At 42.0% G+C, this 20,857-nt stretch carries 14 protein-coding genes; 2 read left to right on the top strand and 12 right to left on the bottom strand.

The window, feature by feature from the left end:
• Positions 1 to 156: 156 nt before the first annotated feature.
• Complete coding sequence (locus DWW90_RS02810; RefSeq protein ID WP_115499143.1) at positions 157 to 447, top strand: HU family DNA-binding protein; 291 nt, start codon at positions 157 to 159, stop codon at positions 445 to 447.
• A 109-nt stretch (positions 448 to 556) separates the two neighbouring features.
• Entirely contained in the window at positions 557 to 1,210 is a 654-nt protein-coding gene (gene upp, locus DWW90_RS02805) for a uracil phosphoribosyltransferase (RefSeq protein ID WP_115499144.1), read from the top strand.
• 9 nt (positions 1,211 to 1,219) lie between these two features.
• Here upp and DWW90_RS02800 read toward each other — a convergent pair whose 3' ends face one another.
• The 12 genes from DWW90_RS02800 to DWW90_RS02745 form a co-directional block, all read right to left on the bottom strand.
• Entirely contained in the window at positions 1,220 to 3,616 is a 2,397-nt protein-coding gene (locus DWW90_RS02800; RefSeq protein WP_233547636.1) for an ATP-binding protein, read from the bottom strand.
• A gap of 140 nt (positions 3,617 to 3,756) precedes the next feature.
• Positions 3,757 to 7,257: a DUF1080 domain-containing protein gene (locus DWW90_RS02795; protein WP_122343914.1), complete on the bottom strand. Its 3,501-nt coding sequence runs from the start codon at positions 7,255 to 7,257 to the stop codon at positions 3,757 to 3,759.
• A gap of 22 nt (positions 7,258 to 7,279) precedes the next feature.
• Positions 7,280 to 8,536 carry a Gfo/Idh/MocA family oxidoreductase gene (locus DWW90_RS02790; RefSeq protein WP_115499146.1) on the bottom strand — a complete coding sequence of 419 codons (1,257 nt, stop codon included), beginning with the start codon at positions 8,534 to 8,536 and terminating at the stop codon, positions 7,280 to 7,282.
• A gap of 68 nt (positions 8,537 to 8,604) precedes the next feature.
• Complete coding sequence (locus DWW90_RS02785; protein ID WP_122343913.1) at positions 8,605 to 9,495, bottom strand: sugar phosphate isomerase/epimerase; 891 nt, start codon at positions 9,493 to 9,495, stop codon at positions 8,605 to 8,607.
• A gap of 107 nt (positions 9,496 to 9,602) precedes the next feature.
• Entirely contained in the window at positions 9,603 to 11,396 is a 1,794-nt protein-coding gene (locus DWW90_RS02780; RefSeq protein WP_115499148.1) for a RagB/SusD family nutrient uptake outer membrane protein, read from the bottom strand.
• An 18-nt stretch (positions 11,397 to 11,414) separates the two neighbouring features.
• Positions 11,415 to 14,942: a TonB-dependent receptor gene (locus DWW90_RS02775; protein ID WP_199662163.1), complete on the bottom strand. Its 3,528-nt coding sequence runs from the start codon at positions 14,940 to 14,942 to the stop codon at positions 11,415 to 11,417.
• Positions 14,943 to 15,052: 110 nt separating this feature from the next.
• Positions 15,053 to 16,018 (bottom strand): FecR family protein, encoded by a 966-nt coding sequence (locus DWW90_RS02770; protein WP_122344018.1) that lies wholly within the window; start codon positions 16,016 to 16,018, stop codon positions 15,053 to 15,055.
• A 67-nt stretch (positions 16,019 to 16,085) separates the two neighbouring features.
• A complete protein-coding gene (locus DWW90_RS02765; protein ID WP_158582804.1) occupies positions 16,086 to 17,246 on the bottom strand; it encodes a 6-bladed beta-propeller in 1,161 nt (386 codons plus the stop codon).
• A 13-nt stretch (positions 17,247 to 17,259) separates the two neighbouring features.
• The gene (locus DWW90_RS20370; protein ID WP_147382393.1) at positions 17,260 to 17,574 is read right to left on the bottom strand and encodes a hypothetical protein; all 315 of its coding nucleotides are present in this window, start codon (positions 17,572 to 17,574) and stop codon (positions 17,260 to 17,262) included.
• 204 nt (positions 17,575 to 17,778) lie between these two features.
• Positions 17,779 to 18,654 carry a 6-bladed beta-propeller gene (locus DWW90_RS02755; protein WP_255418837.1) on the bottom strand — a complete coding sequence of 292 codons (876 nt, stop codon included), beginning with the start codon at positions 18,652 to 18,654 and terminating at the stop codon, positions 17,779 to 17,781.
• Complete coding sequence (locus DWW90_RS21000; RefSeq protein WP_122343909.1) at positions 18,644 to 18,853, bottom strand: 6-bladed beta-propeller; 210 nt, start codon at positions 18,851 to 18,853, stop codon at positions 18,644 to 18,646. Before DWW90_RS21000 ends, DWW90_RS02755 begins: the two co-directional genes overlap by 11 nt.
• 811 nt (positions 18,854 to 19,664) lie before the next feature.
• Positions 19,665 to 20,840, bottom strand: a complete 1,176-nt coding sequence (locus DWW90_RS02745) for an FN3 domain-containing metallophosphoesterase family protein (RefSeq protein ID WP_122343908.1) — start codon at positions 20,838 to 20,840, stop codon at positions 19,665 to 19,667.
• Positions 20,841 to 20,857: the final 17 nt, after the last annotated feature.

Raw genomic sequence — 20,857 nt, 5'->3', positions numbered from 1 at the left:
ACCATTAACATTTTTTGTTTCGCAAAACGTAACAAACGCACGCAAGCGTTGTTAAATAAGAAATGAACGACGTTTTCTTTATATGCAAAAAGCAACACAACATATAGACAAAAAGCGTACATTTGCCTTGAAAATCATAATTAAATAGAAACATTCATGAACAAAGCAGAATTGATCGAGGCCCTGGCCCAGAGATCGGGATTACAGAAGCAGAAAGCAAAAAAAATGTTGGACGCTTACATTGAGATTGTTACAGAAGCGATGTCTCACGACGAAGAGATTGTATTAATTGGTTTCGGTACATTGATACCGCGTCCGCAGACCAGCCGTCTGGCCCGTAACCCAAAAACTGGTACTCCAGTTATGATTCCGGCCAGAACAACCGTGAAATTTAAACCGGGAAAATATTTGTTGGATGCAATCAACAAACCCGGAGAAAAGAAGTAAAAAAGACTTTTTGCACTATCAAAGAAGGCAGCCTAAAAAAGGTTGCCTTCTTTTTTGCGATCTGTGCAAATTATAACTAAATTCGGCACCGGAAAATAACAATTTAATAATGAAAATAGTTAATCTTGGAGAATCGAACTCGGTTTTAAACCGGTTTGTCGCCGAACTGCGCGATGTGAATATACAGAAAGACAGTATGCGTTTCCGCCGGAACGTCGAACGGATCGGCGAAATTATGGCTTATGAGATCAGTAAAGATTTTACTTACAGCTTAAAAGGCATTCAGTCACCTTTAGGAATAGCCCCGATGAACACACCGGACGACCGAGTCGTTATCAGTACCATCCTGCGTGCCGGACTCCCCTATCACCAGGGATTCCTCAGCTATCTGGACAATGCGGAAAATGCTTTTGTTTCCGCCTACCGCAAATACAAAGACCGCTTGAATTTCGACATCCACATCGAATATATCGCCTCCCCCCGGTTAACAGACAAAACCCTGATCATAACAGACCCGATGCTGGCAACCGGCAGTTCGATGGAATTAGCTTACGAAGCCTTGCGTACAAAGGGACATCCGGCCCATATCCATGTCGCTTCCATCATCGCCAGTAAGCAGGCCATCGAATACATCCAACGCAAAATGCCGGACGATATCACAACCATATGGGTCGCAGCCGTCGACGACAAGCTGGACGACCATTCCTATATCGTTCCCGGATTAGGCGACGCCGGAGACCTTGCCTATGGTGAAAAAGAATAAGAGATTGTCTTAGCGGGGTAAAGTAAACCAGAAGCAAGAGCCCTTGCCTTCTTCGGACTTTACTCCGATATGTCCTCCCATCTGCTCTACGAAACTTTTGCAGATGGACAGTCCCAGACCGGTGCCCTGCTTAAAGCTGTTTCCTTTATAAAAACGGTCAAACACGTGTTGCTGTATCTCGAGCGGCATCCCTTCTCCCGTATCCGTCACAGAAAATTCCACGCAATTCTGGCGTAAACGGTAATCAAGCGTAATCACTCCCGCATCGGTATGTTTGATCGCATTATTAACAAAATTAGACAAGACCTGTGTCAACCGCACTTTGTCGCAATGGTAGACATAAGGAGGCAGATCCGGAGCCGCGCAAAGCGTAACACCTACCGGCACCTTAATCTTCATCGACACAACCAATTCGTTATACAGTTCCTGCAAATCAATATCGGTTGCCTTCAATTCGATTGTGCCGGATTCGATCTTGGCCAGGTCCAACACATCAGAAATGAGTTGCAGCAACAGTTCGTTATTTTTTTGGATGATATCCACGAACTGTTTCTTTTCTTCCGCATCATCCGTATCCACCAGCAAAGTAGAAAAACCGACAATGGCGTTAAGGGGCGTCCGGATCTCATGGCTCATATTAGCAAGAAAAGCTGATTTCAGGCGATCCAGTTCCTCTGCCTTTTCGCGTTGTTTTTGTGTTTCTTTCAGTTCGGTGATGTCGTAGTTCACACAAATCATTTCCAGCTTATTCGCATCGACGGACTGCATATTACGCATAACATTCACACGGGTCCATTTCCATCCATCGCCATTTTTGATTCTCAATTCCTTCCGGAGGCTGTTTACCTTTCCCTGTTTTACACGCTCAAAGAAATTAAGCATCACTTTCCGGTCTTCCGGATGAACATGATTATAAACGCCGATTATCTTCGACAAAGGCGTTCCCTCTTTTTCTCCCAGGTTCTGATACCATTGATTAATGGCATAACCGTCACGCGAAAGCAAATCGAACTTCGCATATCCGACTTTTGCAAAACGGCTGACTAAGCTGAAAAAATGCTCGAACTCTTCGATACGGCTATAAGCCACCGCCTTATCGGTGTTATCAAGATTGATGAACAGGTAATTTATAAGACTGCCATGCGCATCATAAAGCATGCTGACCTTTGTAAAAAGGTCGATCGTTCCACTTTTCTCTGTCGGGTAATAATCGTCTTTCCGGATTTCATTAAAAGAATAAGATTGGCGGAAGGAAACAGGTTCACGGGAATGCAGCTTTTCCCGTATCTCAACAGGGATCATCGGATTGTCAAAAATATTAACCCCAAAAGCCACCTCTTTGGCAGGAATACCGAATATCTCGGCATTCAGATTATTCATATCCACCAGATAGCCGTCTTTATCATACAATTCGATACCGACAGGGATATTTGTATAGATATTACGGAGCAGTTTTTCACTATGATCCAACGCTTCGTTGATTCGTGCCATCTTTGTGATGATACTGATTATATTGGAAAGGGACGAGAGCCATTGATAATCTTCCAAGCTCCACAATCGGTGTTTATCTACAATATCGACTCCCATATACCCCCAAGGTTCACCCTTGATTATCAAGGGAATCAAAATCGATGAACGAACACATCGCTTCTCCAGATAACGCTTTTCCTCCGATGCTTCGGCCGGCAGTTCATCTAAATTATTAATCAGAACCGGATATAAGCTCTGTATTTTCCGTGTGGACCAGGGTAATGTGGAAATCGGAATCTTTTGCAGGGAAAGACGGACAGGCGTAACCCCTTCGCTACAAACCTCATATGTGCAACTAATACTCTGTTCGTCGTCATATTCCATAATATAAACACGCCCTCTCGTGTCTATCGAAAACAGAATCTCCGTCAAAGCCAGATGAATCGATTTATGCAAATCATTTGTCTGTATGAAGGAGTGCAAGGCGCGCGAAAGACTTCCCAAATGCCGGAGAATACCATCGATCTGGCTGTTTACAATCGGTTTGTTTTCTTCGACTTCACTAAACGGAATCAGCTGCAAAATCCCCAATACCGTTATTTTTCCGTTTACATCTTTTTCACGCTTACAGATCTTAGTACGGACAAACTTGACTCCAAAACAGGTCTTAAGCGGAAATATTTGTTCATATATACCTATTTCTTTAAAGAAAGCAAATTCATTGGCAATACGGTCTCGGTAATCTTCACGGATTAAAGCAAGGAAATCACGAATAGGCAGTTGTGGACCATCCAATTCTAACAGACTAATCAAAAAGTCCGAGCAGATATAACATCCGCGTTCAAAATCAGCTTCCCACCAACCAACCTGGGCATTATCTAATAATAATCGATACTGGTCTGTTTCCATGAGCACTTCATTAGTTAAATATGACACAAAATTCGTCATTATAAACCAGATCTACAAATTTATTCATGTTAATATTCAAGGCTTTTCAGACAAACAGCCCGCAAAAAAAATTGCAGTATAAACAAATAAATGCTTATACTGCAATTTAACAATGTGATACAGAACTCTTACTTCAGTTCTTTAATACGGATGTTACGGAATTTAACCGGAGAGCCATGTCCTAAGAAGCCGATATGTCCCTTCTTATTGAAAAGTCCCGGATGCTCCTTATGGTCGGGTGTTCCGTTCTTGGTCGCCTCACGGATATTACCATCCAGGATGACAACACCGTTTACCGTCACACGGATATTATCGCCATCGGCAACAATCTCCTCATAATTCCATTCGCCCACAGGTTTGAAGGCGCTATGATGATCCGCTTTAGCCGGGATAATACCATATACGGAGCCATGATGCTGCAAAGGAGTTATATCTTTGTAGATCGGATGTTCGCAATCCAGAATCTGGATTTCCATTCCGACATAAGCGGCATCTCCTTCCATCGGAGTACGGATTCCGACACCGTTATTGGCACCCGGAGTCAACTGGAATTCGAAACGGTAAATAAAGTTGCCGTATTCATTCTTCGTATATAAGTTGCCACCGTAGCTCTTGCTCGGAATCATGGAGATGGTACCGTCTTCCAATGTATAGTCGACCGTATTGCCTGTCCATTCATGCATATTCGTTCCGTCAAACAAAATCTTGAAACCTTCTTTCTCCTCTTCGGCGGAAAGTTTGAACGGTTCCTTGCGTTCCAATTCCTTTACGTAAATATTACGGTAATAGACTTTACTGCCGTGAGCCTGCAATTCGATCTGTTCAACGGGGAAGATCGGAAGCTTACGATCCCAGTAGTTTTCAAGGATCACATCGTCCACCACTTTTTCTCCGTTCAGGACAACCGTTACGCGGTCACCCACCATTTTAATATAGAAACTGTTCCATTCGCCTAATTTATTGTCCGCCACTTTCGACGGCTTGCTTTCGTTCACCTGGTTGTTATACAAACCACCGGAACCGACCTGTGCGCCTACATTCACACGGGAAGTATCCCAGATCTGAACCTGTGGAGTGCCACGCAGGTAAATACCGGCATCCGCTTCGGGACCAGCCGGATCAAGCATCCAGTCTACATACATTTCGAAATCACCATATTGCTTCTCCGTACACAAGTTATCATAACCGGAGCCTTCGAATACCAACAAACCATCTTCGACTTTCCAGTCCCTGCGCATGTTCTCATCCGCCTTTTCCTGTGCTTTCGCCAATTGGGCCGGTTTCATCTTCGCACGGGCGATCGGGTTCTCGACAAGCCCTTTCCAGCCAGTCAGGTCCTTGCCATTGAAGAGAGAGACGAACCCTTCTCCCTGCGGCATTTCAGCCAGATGCTTCTTGATGGCTTCCTTCTGATAGCCAGCGTCCGGGTTATCGAGCACTTCCATTACCTTATTCAACAAAGCACGGACATTGGTGCCCATATACTCCTTGTTGCCCAAAGCAATGTTCATGACGGCATTGGCAGCAGCTTGCTGTACAGGCTTCTGATCCAGAAATTCACCGGCGTATAACAAGCCGAGGAATGTGCCGGTCTTTTCAACCTGCCGCAAGATTGCGATCTTCTGTGCATCTGTCTGTGCAATTTCCATTGCCTTACGCAGGCTCAACAAGCGGTTTTCACCGGTCCGTTCCGGAGAAGATACCAATTCGACAAAACGATTCAATGCAGCCGTTCTAATTTGTGAATCGCCCAATTTGGCAATTTCATACAGATAGTCGGCAGCACGCAAGTCTTTCCATATTAACAAGGCACCTACTGCAGCGTCTTTTACTGCACCATTCCCCTTTTCACATCCTTCGATGATTAAGTCAAGCGCACTCTGCTCACCAGTCGAAGCCAAGACAAAATAATACAAATATCCTTTATCACCGGCCTGCAACATACGACGTGTTACCGTTTCCACCTGCCCAGCGGGTGACAATGATGATAAGGCTGAAATCACCGCACGCTGCATAGGAGGAACAGCCAAAGCATCAGCCGTTTCCAGCATACCGCACATATTTGTGATATCACGTTCGCCCACCACATCTTTCAGCGCCACATATGCCGCAGCTTTTACCTCCGGAGAACCGGACTGTATCTGTTCTAATACTGTATTAATATTAGCAGTCGCCTTACGCATAGCTAACAACTCCAACCCGGCAATCTTACCGGCATTGGCGGCAGAAGAAACCGCTTTTGCCACAGCTCCGTCGATATCCCCCGGGAAGGCTGCCAAAGCATCCTGGCCCAGCAATACGATCTGCTTGTCGTCATTCTTCAGCAATTCGGCCAGCGAAGGGATATAGGCCTTATCGCCAATCTTAACCAATGTCCAAGTAGCAGCCTGCTTCACATTAAAGTCGGCATCGCGAAGTTGTTCCAGCAACACTTGTCTGGCAGGAAGATCAAAACGGATTTCCAGATCCCGGATAATATCATGCTTGGCGGGCTTTTTAGCCTCACGTCCGATCCAGTTCAGGATATCGACTTTCAGTTCCGGTTTAGCCTTCGGCAGCATCTTCACCAGTTCGATATACAAATCCTTATCCGCAAAACAAGAAGCATAATCCAATGCGGCATTCCGGTAATTCTTGCTCGGGTCCTTCATGGCCGCCACTACGATTTTGGAAGCTCCAGTTTTATCGGCATCTTTCCCTTTTGCTTGTTCTTTTTGCTGTCCGATTGCCAACTCTGCCGAAATCATAGCTTGCAAAGCAGCTTCACGTGTCTGCTCCTGCCCAGCTTTAGCGGCATCTTTCTGCAACTTCTTTGCAGCCTTTAGAGCATCCGTATAATTTCCCTGTGCAATCACTCGCTTGATCAAGGCTATATAAGCTTCGTTCGCACCGGTTTTTTCCATCGTGTACCCGGCATTTGCAGCTACATCCGCCAATGCATCCAGCGATTCGCGGCTTCCGGCACGGCTCAGTGCATAGAGTACAGCCTTCTGCATATTCGGATCGGAAGCACCCAGCAAAGCTTTCAAGACCGTCTCGGCTTCTTTCACCTGTGCATCTGCAATCGCACGGATCACGTCTTTCTGCGTTTTCGGAGAACCGGAACGGCTCTTCAATGCAGCCACTAAAGCCTGTCCGGACTTTTCACTACCGATAGCAGCCAAGGCACGTGCAGCAGGTCCGCTTAACGATTCATCATTCAGACAGGATGCCAGTGCGTCCACACATTCATCTTGTCCTAAAATCTGTAGTTGACGGATGATAAACGCTTTTGTTTCGCGCTCATTCACCATTTCCAATGCTTTCAGATAAGCATTAGCTGTTGTCAGGCGGGCACTTTCCTCCCCTTTCGCCATGACATAATGCGTCAGGCCGCTCAAGGCGTAATCCACATTCGCATTGCTGCCTTTGCCCGGTGCATTGATCATATTAACCAGCATCAAGACACCTTCTTCGCCGGTAGAACTCAGATCACTTATCAGTTTATTATACTCCGCTTGCTGTGCCGCAGGCATTTGAGCCAACACATCGGCAGCGGTCGTTTTGGCCGTACGGTTGGCCGGTGTCTGCGCCATCAGCATGCTTCCGCATAGCAATAAGGCAGCTATTGATATATATGCTTTTCTCATATGTTTTTGAATTTTGAATGAATTAAATATTCCAGGGAGCTCTCATCGGCTGATCCAACAAACGATTCGCAGCCTCATCATCAATAAATTCAAGTTTCACAGGATCGAAATTCAATGTCCGGTTCAAGCGGAGCGCCGTTGCACCCATATTGACAATTGTAGCCGAACGGAATCCGTTGCGTTCGTTCAGAGCAAACGGCTGACGGGTTTTCACACATTCGATAAAATCCGTAACCTGTGGTTCCGGTTCGGGATAATCGGCAAGTTTCTTCTCCCAATCAGGAATATCGCATACAAAATTCTTATAAACATTACCTTTCGGACCGGCAATATACGGCGTATTCGGATCTCCGAAATCGCCTCCCCAAAGCACGATCTGGCAACCATCGTCATAGGTATATGTGATCGAGCGCCATGTACCGACAGCATCCGGGTGCTGTTGCGGGGCATCTACTTCCACCTTTACCGGGCTGGTTTCGTCTTTGCCCAATATATATTGCACAGGGTCGATATAGTGTTGTCCCATATCGCCCAGTCCACCACCATCATAATCCCAGTAGCCACGGAAAGTCTGGTGTACACGGTGCGGATTATAAGGCTTGTAAGGAGCCGGGCCGAGCCACATGTCATAATCCAGTTCCGACGGAACGGATTGCGGTTCGAGATACTCTTTGCCTACCCAATAGAATTTCCAGTCGAAACCGGTATGTTTACTGATCGTCACCTTCAACGGCCAGCCCAGCATACCGCTCTGCACCAATTTCTTCAACGGCTTGACCGGCGTACCCAACCCATAGAACTGGTCGGTAAAGCGGAACCAGGTGTTCAAACGGAACATACGCCCGTATTGCTTCATTGCTTCCATCACCCGCTTGCCCTCTCCGATCGTACGTGTCATCGGTTTTTCGCACCAGATATCCTTACCGGCTTTAGCAGCCTCGACCGACATAATTCCATGCCAGTGGGGAGGCGTCGCGATATGGACGATATCGACATTCGGATCCAGAATCAAATCGCGGAAATCATGATAAGCGGCTATTTTATCCTTCACCAGGTTTTTCCCTAACTCCAGGTGTTTCTTGTCTACATCACAAACGGCAACCAAACGCGTACCGCCGTAATTCACATGGCCTCTTCCCATACCTCCGGTACCAATGATACCTTTAGTCAATTGATCACTCGGAGCTATATACCCGTTTCCCAATACGTTACGCGGCACAATTGAGAAAAGAGCTACACCTCCAAGGGTTTTCAGAAAACCTCTTCTGCTTGTTCTCATAGTAGAAAATAATTTATATAGATTAGCAACTATTTCTTTAAAAATATAAACAATATCAGACAAAGATACTAATTATCCAATAGTCCCTGCAGATATTCACGAGTTTTAATAACATAATCATGCCGTGCACCGTTCAATTCACATTCAATGGTCAGTGCTCCCTGGAAACCTTGTTTCTTCAGTTCTGCTATAACAGCGGGAAAATCGACTTCTCCTGTTGGGATCGGCACTTCTGCGCCTAATTCATACGGATTATTAGGATCCGGATATTTACCGTCTTTTGCATGAAATTCCTTAATCAGATTTCCGAACTGTTTCACGGCATCCAGAGAATTGGCCTTTCCATACATCAGTAAATTAGCCAAATCGCAATTAATAAACACATTACCCGTACCTATATCTTTAATTGCACGGATCAAAGTTGTCGGGGTTTCCTGCCCTGTTTCAAAATAGATCATGACATTCCGCTCTTTCGCATAATTGGCCAAATCCTGCATAACCCGGATAAAATCCTTATATTGTTCGGAAGAGGGATCTTCCGGAATAAAACCGAAATGAGAATGCATGGCCGGCACTTCAGCCATTGCGCAGAAATCGATCATTTCATGATACACCTTGATTTTTTCAGCCCGCTCTTCTTTCGGCACCAGGCCTATCGTTGCCGGTCCCTGACGGAAATTCCAGACACTACGGCTTCCCGGCACACCGACAACTGTAGTGACCTTAATATTATGTTTCTTCGACGCCGCCTTCACTTTTTCAGCAAACTCTTTGGTCAGTGTATTGTTCCGGTAACTCAGTTCGCAAGATCCGAATCCCTGGTCATGCAAATCCTTAAAGCTTTTATCTATATTGCTCAAATCATACTGAATAACACCGATCGTGATATTATTCTGAGCCTTTGTTCCGGAGAACACAAATAACAAAGCAAAAATCAATAAAGAAAGTTTAGTTTTCATCGCCTGATACAGATTAAGTTTATAAATAAAATGAAAAAGAGGGACAACCAAAGGGTTGTAAGTCTTTTGGTCTCCCTCCTTTGAGTATGAAAAACAAAAGTAATAATTTATTCCATTGTCGGATTGAAAGTTCCGCCCCAATTATTATTTTGTTCGAGATTCGGATTCTGATCGATATTACTCTTTTGAATCGGGAAGAAATAGAAAGATTCTTCAATCACAAATTCTCTTTCTGCAGCTTCCGTATAAGGAACCTGATGAATCACATAGCGAAAATCGCCTGTGGTCAATTCGTTGTTGTTTATCTTTGTTCTTGCCGTATTCAAACTCATATCAGTTCCATCCGGATTGATAGCAATCGCCTCAAGACCGTGTTTAGTCCAACCGGCCAGCTTCATCATGTTACGCGTACGGCGCAAATCCCAAAAACGATGACCTTCAAAACACAACTCGATATTACGTTCATCCAGAATAGCCTGGCGGATTTCTTCGCGGTTGCCGACATTCAGACCGTAAAGGCCATCGCTTCCTGCTTCAATTCCGGCACGTTTACGAATTTGTTTCAACATTTCGACTGCCACATCCGAATGTCCGGTTTCATTGGCTGCCTCAGCATAAATAAACATTACTTCTGCAAAGCGCATCAAGATGTAATCGATATCATATGTCATTACCTTATCTTGAGTCAACGTCAAATCCGCAGCTTTGTAAATATAGAAACCTGAAAAAATATCGTTATTCACAGCATTGGTATGCGCAGCAGGATTCACGCCATACTGGTCGTCCGGGCTACTCACACCCAGTGCGTTATATTGCCGGTAATCAGAAGGTTTTCCTGCCACCGGATATTCACGACCATTATATAAGCACACATTATTAAAACGGGGATCCCTATTCACCCAGAAAGATTTCAGCAAAGCCTGTTCATCACCCACATAATATTTACTTGTCGGATCATCATAGCGCTTGCCATCCATCATCGGGAAACTTTTCACAAATTCCCAAGTCGGATTACTATAAGACTTATCACGACTGACCGATGCCGGACGAGTCGTATATTCCCAAGATGAAATTTTGTTCGGATTAGAATTTACTACGGGGAACACCACTTCCGGTCCCTGCTCCTGTATCCAAATATTTGCGTATTCAGGAGTTAATGAAATACCTTTAGCCACGCAAAAATCATAAGCCTCTTTTGCTGCCGTATAAGCCTCTTCCCAATAAGGATTACCATAGGAGTTACTCGGATTGAACTGAGGAGATGCCTTCAACAACAAAGTCTTTGCTTTCCAGGCTTTCGCAAAACATTGGTCGATACGACCATAATCTGCAGAACTGCTTGCAATCTTTTCAGGCAGTAATGATATGGCATGATCCAAATCTTCCACCATGAACTGGAAACATTCCGGTGTGGAATTACGTTTCACATACAAATCATCCTTATCTTTATCCTGAGGAATTTTAATATAAGGGACACCACCATGATGTATAACCATCCAATAATAGGTATAAGCACGCATAAAATAGGCCTGGCCTAACAACCCATTAGCCGTTTTGCTATCCAATAATCCCTCTTCCAAGCGCTTGATGGCTTCATTGATATGACGGATCGTCGTGTAATCCCATTTTTTATAGGCACCGCCTGTTTCAGTAATAGTGCCTAAATACCAGGGCATACCGGTCACTTGTTCCGAATTATTATCCGCTCCGGCATTCCAGTTGCCAAAACACTCCGAATAAAGATTATTCACATAAGCGGTTGCCAAGCTGGCATCGTCCCAGACCATAGATTCATCATAACTATTCAAGTTATCGATATCCAGCGTATCACAACCGGTTGTCATTCCGCCTAAAACGAGAACGGCACTTATTATTGCATATTTAATTTTTTTCATTTTCATATTCTTTCTGATTTAAAATTAGAACGAGAAATTAAGGCCAAAGGAAAAAGTTTTCATCAATGGATATGAATCATAATATTTCTGTTCAGGATCCAAGAACTCTGTTACTGCTGAAATACAGAACAAATTGGTCGCATTGGCAAACACCTGAGCACGCGAAATACCTAACGGACGAAGAATGCCCATTGGCAAATCATAGCCGATGTTCAAGTTCTTCAAACGAAGATAAGCGCCGTTACGCATCCAGTAACTGGTGTTTCCGGCTCCGGACTCATACCAACCAGAACCTACGATACGCGGATAAACACCATTCGGGTTACGCTCCGGATCATATACTTTGTCGCTTGTCCAAATCGGGAAATAAGGACGGACAGCACCACCATGCTGGTAGAAACCACCATCGACACCACCGACAAAACGATCATACTTGCCGACACCTTGGAAGTGGACATCCAGAGTAATACCTTTCCACTTAATATTACCACCAAAACCGTAGTTAATACGTGGCGTTCCGTTTTCACTCAACAAGTTATATGCGTCATTGCCATCGATACGGCCATCAGGTCCTTCCGTATATCCGTCACCGCGTGTATCTTTATACAAGATACCGCCCAAATACGGATCACGTCCATATTGTTTGAAACCTTTCGCTTTCAAAGCGTCGACTTCAGCCTGGTCTGTCAGCAAGTGATCGGCAATCAAACCGATCAAGATACCATCGGCTTTCCCTACAGGTGATAGGGCATGAAGATTTCCACCTTCCTGATAAGTAGCAGAAACATCCAATACGTCCCATTTGTCACGGGCAAAACCCAAATTCACATAGGCAGAATAATCGATTGCCCCGTTAGCAGCCTTATCCATCCAGGTTAAAGACAGTTCACCACCTCTCCATGAACGCTCAGCATAGTTTTCCGGAGCCAAGCTTTGGCCATACGTATTCGGGAGCGTCACTGTACGTGGGCCCAAAATATCGACCTCCTTACGATAGAAAGCATCGAACGTACCGGACAAACGATTATTAAAGAAACCGAAATCCAAACCACCATTATAAGTCGTGGAAGTGGCCCAAGTCAATGTCGGGTTAGGAGTCGCACCAGCTGTAATTGTATTGGCTAAATTACTGCCGAATATATATGTGCCACCCGTATTATATTTCTGCAAATAAGAAAATGCTGTAATCTTATCGATCGGGTCCTTACTCAAATCCAAGTCATTACCGGTCGTTCCATAAGATGCACGCAATTTCAAATTGCTCAACCAATCGGATGTCTTTTCCATAAACGGCTCCTGACTGATACGCCATGCAGCAGATACAGACGGGAAGAATCCCCAACGGTGTCCGTCCGGGAACAAGGTATTGCCATCATAACGGAAAGAGAACTCGGCAATATACTTCTGATCGAACGTATAATTGAAACGGCCTATCCAGGAAAGACGTCCACCGGTATATTCTTCCGCATCTCCCCAACGGCGTTCCGCATCTTTTGAATAATTAAACATCTGATCGATATTGGCAAGCGGTTGTTCACCCTTAGCCTGTACCCATTCACCACCGTTGGCAGCCTGTTCAAAAACGATCATACCGCCGACGTCATGTTTGCCGAACGTATTTGCATAGTTTACGAACCAGTTGAACTGCTCTGTCCATAACTGCTTGGCACGATAATCCAGGTTTTCATAATTCTGGGAAAAGTTGAATGTATTATATTCATTCAAATTCAACGGAGCCGGCAAAAAACGGTTTCCTTCCGGATCAGCCTGTTGGAATTTGTAATTTTTTTGAAAAGTCATGAATCTCTTACGAGAATAGTCATGGCCGATATAACTTCCCATAATCTTCGTACTCAAACCTTTCGTGATAAAGTCAAGATTGAAATCAAATGAAACAATACCATTCATATTACGACGGCGAGTCTTCAAATAACGGTCACCCACAACTTGGTCTACCGGGTTCCATCCCTGCCATGAACCATAGTCCTGATAGATCGGATAATCCGTAATAGTAGCAGATGGAGTTCCATCCAGGTTAGAATAAAAAGGCGTTGTCTTCATCGCATTGAACGTACAACGATACAAGTCGTAAACAGCCTGGTCATCATCATCCGAGAACGGCCAATAGAAACGTTTGTCGTTCGATTGGTTTGCATCCAGGTTTACATTCATCTTGATATATTTGCTCAATTCCATCGTCAGGTTCGAACGCAAAGAAAATTTCTTATTTTCCAAAGAGACATAAGAACCCTCTTCCGCCAGGAAAGATCCCATTACATAATATTGAACCTTTTCACTACCGCCTGTCACACTCAGAGAATGTTTCGTATTCCAAGGATTCTGCCAAATGTAATCGTTTACATTATAGTTAATATTATTATCGCGGAAATAAGCATATTCAGCTTCACCGTTAGGTTCTTTCGTCCCTTGGAAACGTGCAACCGCATTTTGATAATCCAAATCATCGATAGCTGTCCATCTGTCTGCGAACAATTCCTGGGTAGACTTGCTGAAAGCATAGGAACCCTGGTAGTTAAACACAGGTTTTTGGTTCTTGACACCCCCTTTGGTCGTCACCAACACGACACCATTACCGGCAGCTGATCCATAGATAGAGGCCGATGCGGCATCTTTCAGGAAACTCATCTGGTCGATTTCGTACGGTTCCAGGTTATCAAACGCTTCTTTATCGCGGATAACACCGTCTATAACGAACAACGGATCGCCAAAACCACCACGCATACGGATTTCGGAAGAAGCTCCCATCAAACCGGAATTACCTGTAATAGTTGCACCGGGAGCACGTCCGGCCAAAGAGTTCGACAAGTTAGTGTTCGGAATAACCGAAAGTTCTTCTGCTTTTACATTCGAAATAGAACCTGTCATATTGACCTTCTTTTGCACACCGTATCCGACAACGACAACTTCGTCCAGTTTCTGGGTATCTTCATGTAAGGTAATCTGAAACGAGCTTTTATCACCTGTCACCTGTATCGTTTGATCCAAATATCCGATATAAGAAACAAGTAAAGTCGCTCCGTCAGGAATTCCATCCAATGTAAATTTACCGTCGGCATCCGTCACCGTTCCGACACCGGCACCGCCTTTAAGGATAATATTCGCCCCGATAACCGGCAATCCCGTATCGTCGATAACGACACCGGATATCGCTTTTTTCTGTTGCTGGGCCATAGCCACAACCGGCTCGGGTTGGACATATTGTTTTACACTATTATCTTTCAGAAATACGCGGTTATGAACAATCTTGTAAGAGATACCGGTATTCTTAAAGACCTCTTTCAGAACTTTTTCAATACGTTCATTTTTAAGGCTAACGGAAACTCTGGATATTTTCTTATTCAACAAGGCTTCGTCGTAAGAAAATTCGTATCCGGTTTGTTCACTAATACTTTGTATCACTGCACCGACAGTTGTACTATTCAACGCCAGTTCCAGATTCACATACAAAGAATGTGCATCCCCTTCCGCCATTGCGGGCGATGCAGCTGTCAAAAACATTGCTAATGTCGCAATTGATGCTTTTTTAATCATACATGTGATTCAATAATGTTAGTACTAAGTTTTTTTAAGTTACAGTTTTCTTTTGTTGTGTGTGTTTTCTTTTTCCTGTCTGTTATTTCTTCATAGGCATTCCATTTTTATTATTCATATATAAATATTTCTTTCCCCTCTATCCTATACCGGATCGGGGCTAAATACTTCAAGAGGTTCAGAATGTCAGGCAAGCTCTCATCCTCATTGATCACACACCGGAACTTACGCTGGGCAAGCTTCGATGATTCCAGATTTATGTTCACATTAAATTTTACGGAGAGTTGATTGACGATTTCCCTAAGCGTGACATTTTCAAAGACAAACTGGTTCAGCCGCCACGCTGTACTTATATTTACATCCACAATCTCTGTGGAATATTCGTTCTTATAGCTATTATATGTCACCTTTTCTCCCGGCGACATGTCTAAAACGGCATTTCCCTGCTTATCGAGCAGAGCTACTTTACCCCTTGCTAAAACGGTTTCTACATTTTTATGCTTCTCGTCTGTTTTTACATTGAAAGCCGTTCCGAGAACTTTGATATTTACATAATTCGTTGAAACATATAGTGGAAATTGCGCATTCTTTGCAACGTCAAAGAATGCTTCTCCTTGCAAGGAGAGTTGACGATTGTTTTTGGCAAAAGTTTCGGGCATCTTCAAGGAAGCCCCTTCCTTCAACCAGACAGTCGACCCATCTGCAAGCATAATTTTTTTCACATCTTCCCCTTGCTTAACCGTAATCGTCACATAATTTTCAGGTTTCAGATATTCCCATCCCACATAAGAAAAAGAGACAAGCAACAAGATCACAGCCGCATATTTCATTACAGAGCGGACAATGTCAAACCGCCTTCTACGATTTATCTTGCCATTCACTTCATTCAAAGCGCTTTCAATATGCCCTGGTGTATTATATCGCATAAACTTCCATGAAACACGAAGGTTTATCAATTTGGAATAAATATCTTCATTCTCAATCGACCGTGCGCGCCACTCCTTCACCGCCTCCATTTCTTCCGGAGAAAGTGTGCCGACCAAATATTTTACTAAAAGTCTATAATCAAAATCCATTTTATTTCCTTTCATCTATAGCAAAACGAACAACTCGGGAAAAATACGGAGCAAAAAAAGTATTTTTTCACCTTTTTACTTTATAAAAAGCGATAACCGGATTACTTTCTTCCGTCAAACTCTTTAAATCCTCCGGAAAAATATCCGGGTTTTCATCAATTTTGTATTTGATTATAAAAGAAGGAACCACCGAAAAGAATGTATTCTTATACACTCCATTGATTTGTGAAATAAATAATAAATCCTTAACCGGAATGTTATTAACCTGTTTGCCGGCATATATGATTTTATTATTCGATAAATCATAGTATACAGCATAATAATAACCTTGTTTTTGAAACCATAAGTTTAAAATACCATCCGTTTCATAGGCATTACTCAACAGCCAAGAGTAGCGGGTTTGCATCAATTTCAACGATGGCGTTACTTCCATCAATACATCCGACGGTAAAGAATCAGGCAACTCTACTTTGTACAATGGCCGAATGGATTCCGACGTCAACTGATAGACAACAGTCCCATAATTATTTATAAAATAAAGCTTATCATCATTATAATAGAACGGATGTTCCCAACCATAAGAAAACAGGAACTCTGACATTTGGTCATGAGGGAAAAAAGACTTGTCTATTTTGGCACCGGATATGGAATAAAATAAAGAATAATGCATATTCGAATTATCCGGATAGTTATAATGGTTCCCCATAAAAAAGAAAAAGGATCCGTTCCAAATTGCCATACGTTCAGGTGCCATATATGCAGCAGAGATGGATTGACAACGTTTACCAGTAAACATATCATAACACAACAACTGTCTTCTTGAAGAATCGTACATCCATAAAACCTTCAATGGAGGATTTAGCGCAAAATCCAATATACGCCCATATTCACCCGGTCCCGAACCATAGTCGTCTATCACATATTCGACTCCACCCTCCATATTATAACAGAAAATTTTATTTTGGTTGTCCAATATAAAAATACGGTCATCAACAACAAGGGTACGAACTATTTCTCCTATCAAAACATCATCTGACAAAATCACATAAGAGACTTGCTCGAATGTTTGATCAACATGCCGGTAAGTAGTATCCGAAATAGAAATGGGAATAACCCGAGGGCTCACAGTATCAACAACAGACATATCATCCGAAATTGCAACCTGTTGTTTTGGATGACAAGCAAACAAACTAAAAATTATCAGCAAACTAAAAAAATATCGAACCATAATCTTCCATTTACTAAAATTCACCACCACACGGTACAGGAGTACAATTACATGTCGGACAAACATATTGCTTTTCACATACACGTTGTACGCTTCCCGTGAAGGAACCATCGGGATAAATATACATACAACTTTTTGTCACCGCAATCGTTCCCGGTTCCACCGGTTTATTTGGATCCGGCCACGAAGTATTGATGTCACCAGTCGTAGCCAATATCTGTATAACCAAATTATCAGCCCAACCATAATCGTCCAATGCATACTGAAGATTTAATCCCATGCCCAAAAGTAACATCGTCAAACCCGATATTAATACAAGCTTTTTCATTCCATTCTATTTTTATTGTAACCAAGCTATATACCAAAATTGATAAAAGGAGTTGTATCAACATAAACCTTTTCATCTTTGAGATTACACATACAGTAATAAGTTTTAACAGACTTATCAAAATCGGTCTTTCATTATACAAACGGTATCTGATATGGCCAATATATTCATGTCCAGAAACTATTTTTTTGTATAAATCCAACTTTATTTCTTTATCTCATATAAAATTATTACTGGATTATCTTCCAGAGATAAATTCCGTAATCTTGAATGTTTCAATAAAGATGGAAAATACTCATATAATATTCCTGCATTTATTTCTTCTATTAAATATCTGCCATCTCCCCAACGTGGAAAAAAACGAAAATCCGGTATTAGATCATTACTTACAAATCCTATTTCTTTCTTATTATTCAATTTGTCAAAAACACAAAAAGCACGTTCACCTTCAACAAAATAATCAAATATCAAGAAGTGATCTGATACATAATAATTATTCTTAACTATAAATTGAAAATCTGGACTATTAACATCTTGCTCTTCGATATTTATGTCATCCGGAAACCCTTTCCTTTTAAATCTTATATGATACACAGGTTGTAAATCTTCTCCCTTATAGATATAATTGTCATATACAGGAGATATATACAGATCATCACCATTTAAAGAAAAGACATTAGATTCATTATAATTAAATAGATTTTCATTTTCCGGCCTTATCAATTTATCTATAATTTTCTCTCCTTTTTCATTAAAAACCGAACATTTATAATCATTTCCTTTCTTTGATTTCAAATTATATAAATATATCAGATCTTTATATGCTGAAATTTGAGTAGAGTAAGTTTCATACTGAATTTGGCCTAAATAATTTAGTTCACAATCATATTTCAAAATACGACGTCCTCCAAAATCTAATACAAACAAGATATTATTCCGTATATCAAAATCCATTAATTGCAAATATTCTCCTGGTCCATTTCCTACCTTAAATAAAGTACGATGATGTATTCCATCCATACCATATACATATATTGCATTATTCATATTATCTAATATATAAACTTCATTATTTGATATTTTTTATTTTATCAATCTGAGCTATTAAGCATTCGTCCTTTGTTTCCAATGGTATAACTATATAATTCTTAATAAAAGAAGAAAGCAATAGTTCTTCTTGTTTACGATTAGTTGATATCTCAATTTCACAAACATTACATTCATTGAAATCAGAACAAGAACAAAAAAGAAATACAGCTATAAGTATACAATATTTCATATTCTAACATTATTTAATATTAAACAAGAGAGTGCATTGAGCGTACTCTCTGTATTACAAACTATTTACAAGCATGTGGGGTACATGAACTTTTTAACCAGGCTGATAACAAACATATCTTTGTCCTGTTTTCTGCCCCCATATAAGCAAAACGAATAGATTGGAAAAAATACGGAGCTAATATCATAGTTTTTTTAGTTTGTTCTGCTTGATTTTAAAGTGTCCAATACCAATCCACCACACCAGAGGATATATGTTCAAATAATACAATAACCCCCTTTTCGACTATTTTTCTATTTCGACCGAAAAGTTGATTCATTTTGGATTGACTCTTTTTGCGGTTTAAGCCTTCTTTTCTGACAACAGACGAAATGAGGAGCCGAGACCGTCCCGAAAAGTATGCAATTTGATTGCCGAAAGCCGGAAACGCCGGCAAAGTGATAAACCTTAACTCCTGGAGAATCGAATATTTGAAAATAAAACGGACGGCGTTCCAAATATCCCAAGGAAATTTAGGGGCTTTTTTGCCATGAAAACGGTCCTCTTTCCAATTACGACCGTTCTAATTGCCATTACGACCGTCCTAATCTTCGCGAGGTGCCGAGTGCACTACCTATTAGAACGGTCGTAATGGAAAAGAGGACGGTCGTAATGGCCGGAAACGCTCAAAAAAGGCGGAAAAACCTCTTTTTGACGTCAGAAAAGAGGATTAACATTTGTTCACTCTCGGATATCTTCCAAGCCTAAAAAAAGCGTTTTATACAATAAGCCCCCTTTGAAAATCGAGAATAAAAAAATAAACCATTCGATATTATTTAGCCATATATGATTTTTTGGTAACGACTTTACCATCCAAATCAAGTACGACCAGATTCATCTGATTGCCATCAGTAGACACAGAAACCACACTGTTATTGGAATTTACCAACACAGGGAATTTGATCCCAGTACTCGGCTCTTCATATTTATTTCTATGCAGATGTCCGCATAACATCAGGTCAACTCCGAGATCATTCAGAATAGGGACAAATTTCTTCAACACATCTTTCTGACCATGCCAGATATTGAGGTCAGCAGAAGGAGGCATATGCGCAATCACCACTTTAAATTTAGCTTGTTTGAAATCCTCATTTTTATAAAGTCCTTTCATCCATTCCATCTGGTCCGTCCGATAGCCGTCATAGTCGGTAATACCACTATACTCGATATCGGAATCCGGCTTATCTTCTCCTGTATCCAACATGATAAAACAAACAGGCCCCTGTCTGAAAATATAATACAGGAAAGGTTCTTCCGGTGAAAAATATTTCTGGAAAGACGTAGCAAATTCGCCGCGAGTTTCATGGTTTCCACGTGCATAATACATCGGTTTTTCAGATGCAAACAAGTCGATGCTTTCCTTCATAAACCCGTTGAAGATTGTTTCCCGATCCTGAAATACGGAAACCATATCACCATTGAAAATAATCAAGTCCTTATCTTTGTAGCCGGCAGCATTCAGTAGTTTTGTAATAATACCTTCACGCCCATGAATATCGTTGATCATCGCAAAACTTGTCTCTTTCTTCTGCGAATCACAAGTCGTAAATGTCAATGCTTTCTTTTTGTAGACATCTGAAGCAGCTACGCGTCCGTATATAACAGAAATACCTTCGTGCGACAATACTTCCTGTGCATAGATGCGATACCGGTATGTCGTACCGGGAGCCAATCCTTTGACTTTTACAGTATGAAGTAAAGAGGTGTTCTTTACCCCGTTAGTCGTATCGAAATATTTGGGTCTTTCCTCACCGTAATAGTGAGTCCCATCATCAGGAGCCAACTCTACCCAACCGACAGAAGGCTTATCTGCCTCCCAGACAATGGTTGCTTCATTCTCTTTTACATTCTGCAAATAAGGTCCGTAAAGGATTTTTATCTGCGCAGTTGCCACCTGAGTGGCAACTGTGAGTAAAAGTGCATATACTAAATTTCTAATGTACTTCATTGTAAATAAAATTGATT

Source organism: Parabacteroides sp. AF17-28 (genome assembly GCF_003479205.1).
Lineage (GTDB): Bacteria > Bacteroidota > Bacteroidia > Bacteroidales > Tannerellaceae > Parabacteroides > Parabacteroides acidifaciens.
Note: the sequence above shows the minus strand (reverse complement) of the source record. Positions and strands in the feature narration are given on the sequence as shown.

Coding starts and splice junctions, on each gene's coding strand:
- DWW90_RS02810 (WP_115499143.1), top strand. CDS start 157: ATGAACAAAGCAGAATTGATCGAGGCCCTGGCCCAGAGATCGGGATTA.
- upp (WP_115499144.1), top strand. CDS start 557: ATGAAAATAGTTAATCTTGGAGAATCGAACTCGGTTTTAAACCGGTTT.
- DWW90_RS02795 (WP_122343914.1), bottom strand. CDS start 7,257: ATGAGAAAAGCATATATATCAATAGCTGCCTTATTGCTATGCGGAAGC.
- DWW90_RS02790 (WP_115499146.1), bottom strand. CDS start 8,536: ATGAGAACAAGCAGAAGAGGTTTTCTGAAAACCCTTGGAGGTGTAGCT.
- DWW90_RS02785 (WP_122343913.1), bottom strand. CDS start 9,495: ATGAAAACTAAACTTTCTTTATTGATTTTTGCTTTGTTATTTGTGTTC.
- DWW90_RS02780 (WP_115499148.1), bottom strand. CDS start 11,396: ATGAAAATGAAAAAAATTAAATATGCAATAATAAGTGCCGTTCTCGTT.
- DWW90_RS02775 (WP_199662163.1), bottom strand. CDS start 14,942: ATGATTAAAAAAGCATCAATTGCGACATTAGCAATGTTTTTGACAGCT.
- DWW90_RS02770 (WP_122344018.1), bottom strand. CDS start 16,018: ATGGATTTTGATTATAGACTTTTAGTAAAATATTTGGTCGGCACACTT.
- DWW90_RS02765 (WP_158582804.1), bottom strand. CDS start 17,246: ATGGTTCGATATTTTTTTAGTTTGCTGATAATTTTTAGTTTGTTTGCT.
- DWW90_RS20370 (WP_147382393.1), bottom strand. CDS start 17,574: ATGAAAAAGCTTGTATTAATATCGGGTTTGACGATGTTACTTTTGGGC.
- DWW90_RS21000 (WP_122343909.1), bottom strand. CDS start 18,853: ATGAAATATTGTATACTTATAGCTGTATTTCTTTTTTGTTCTTGTTCT.
- DWW90_RS02745 (WP_122343908.1), bottom strand. CDS start 20,840: ATGAAGTACATTAGAAATTTAGTATATGCACTTTTACTCACAGTTGCC.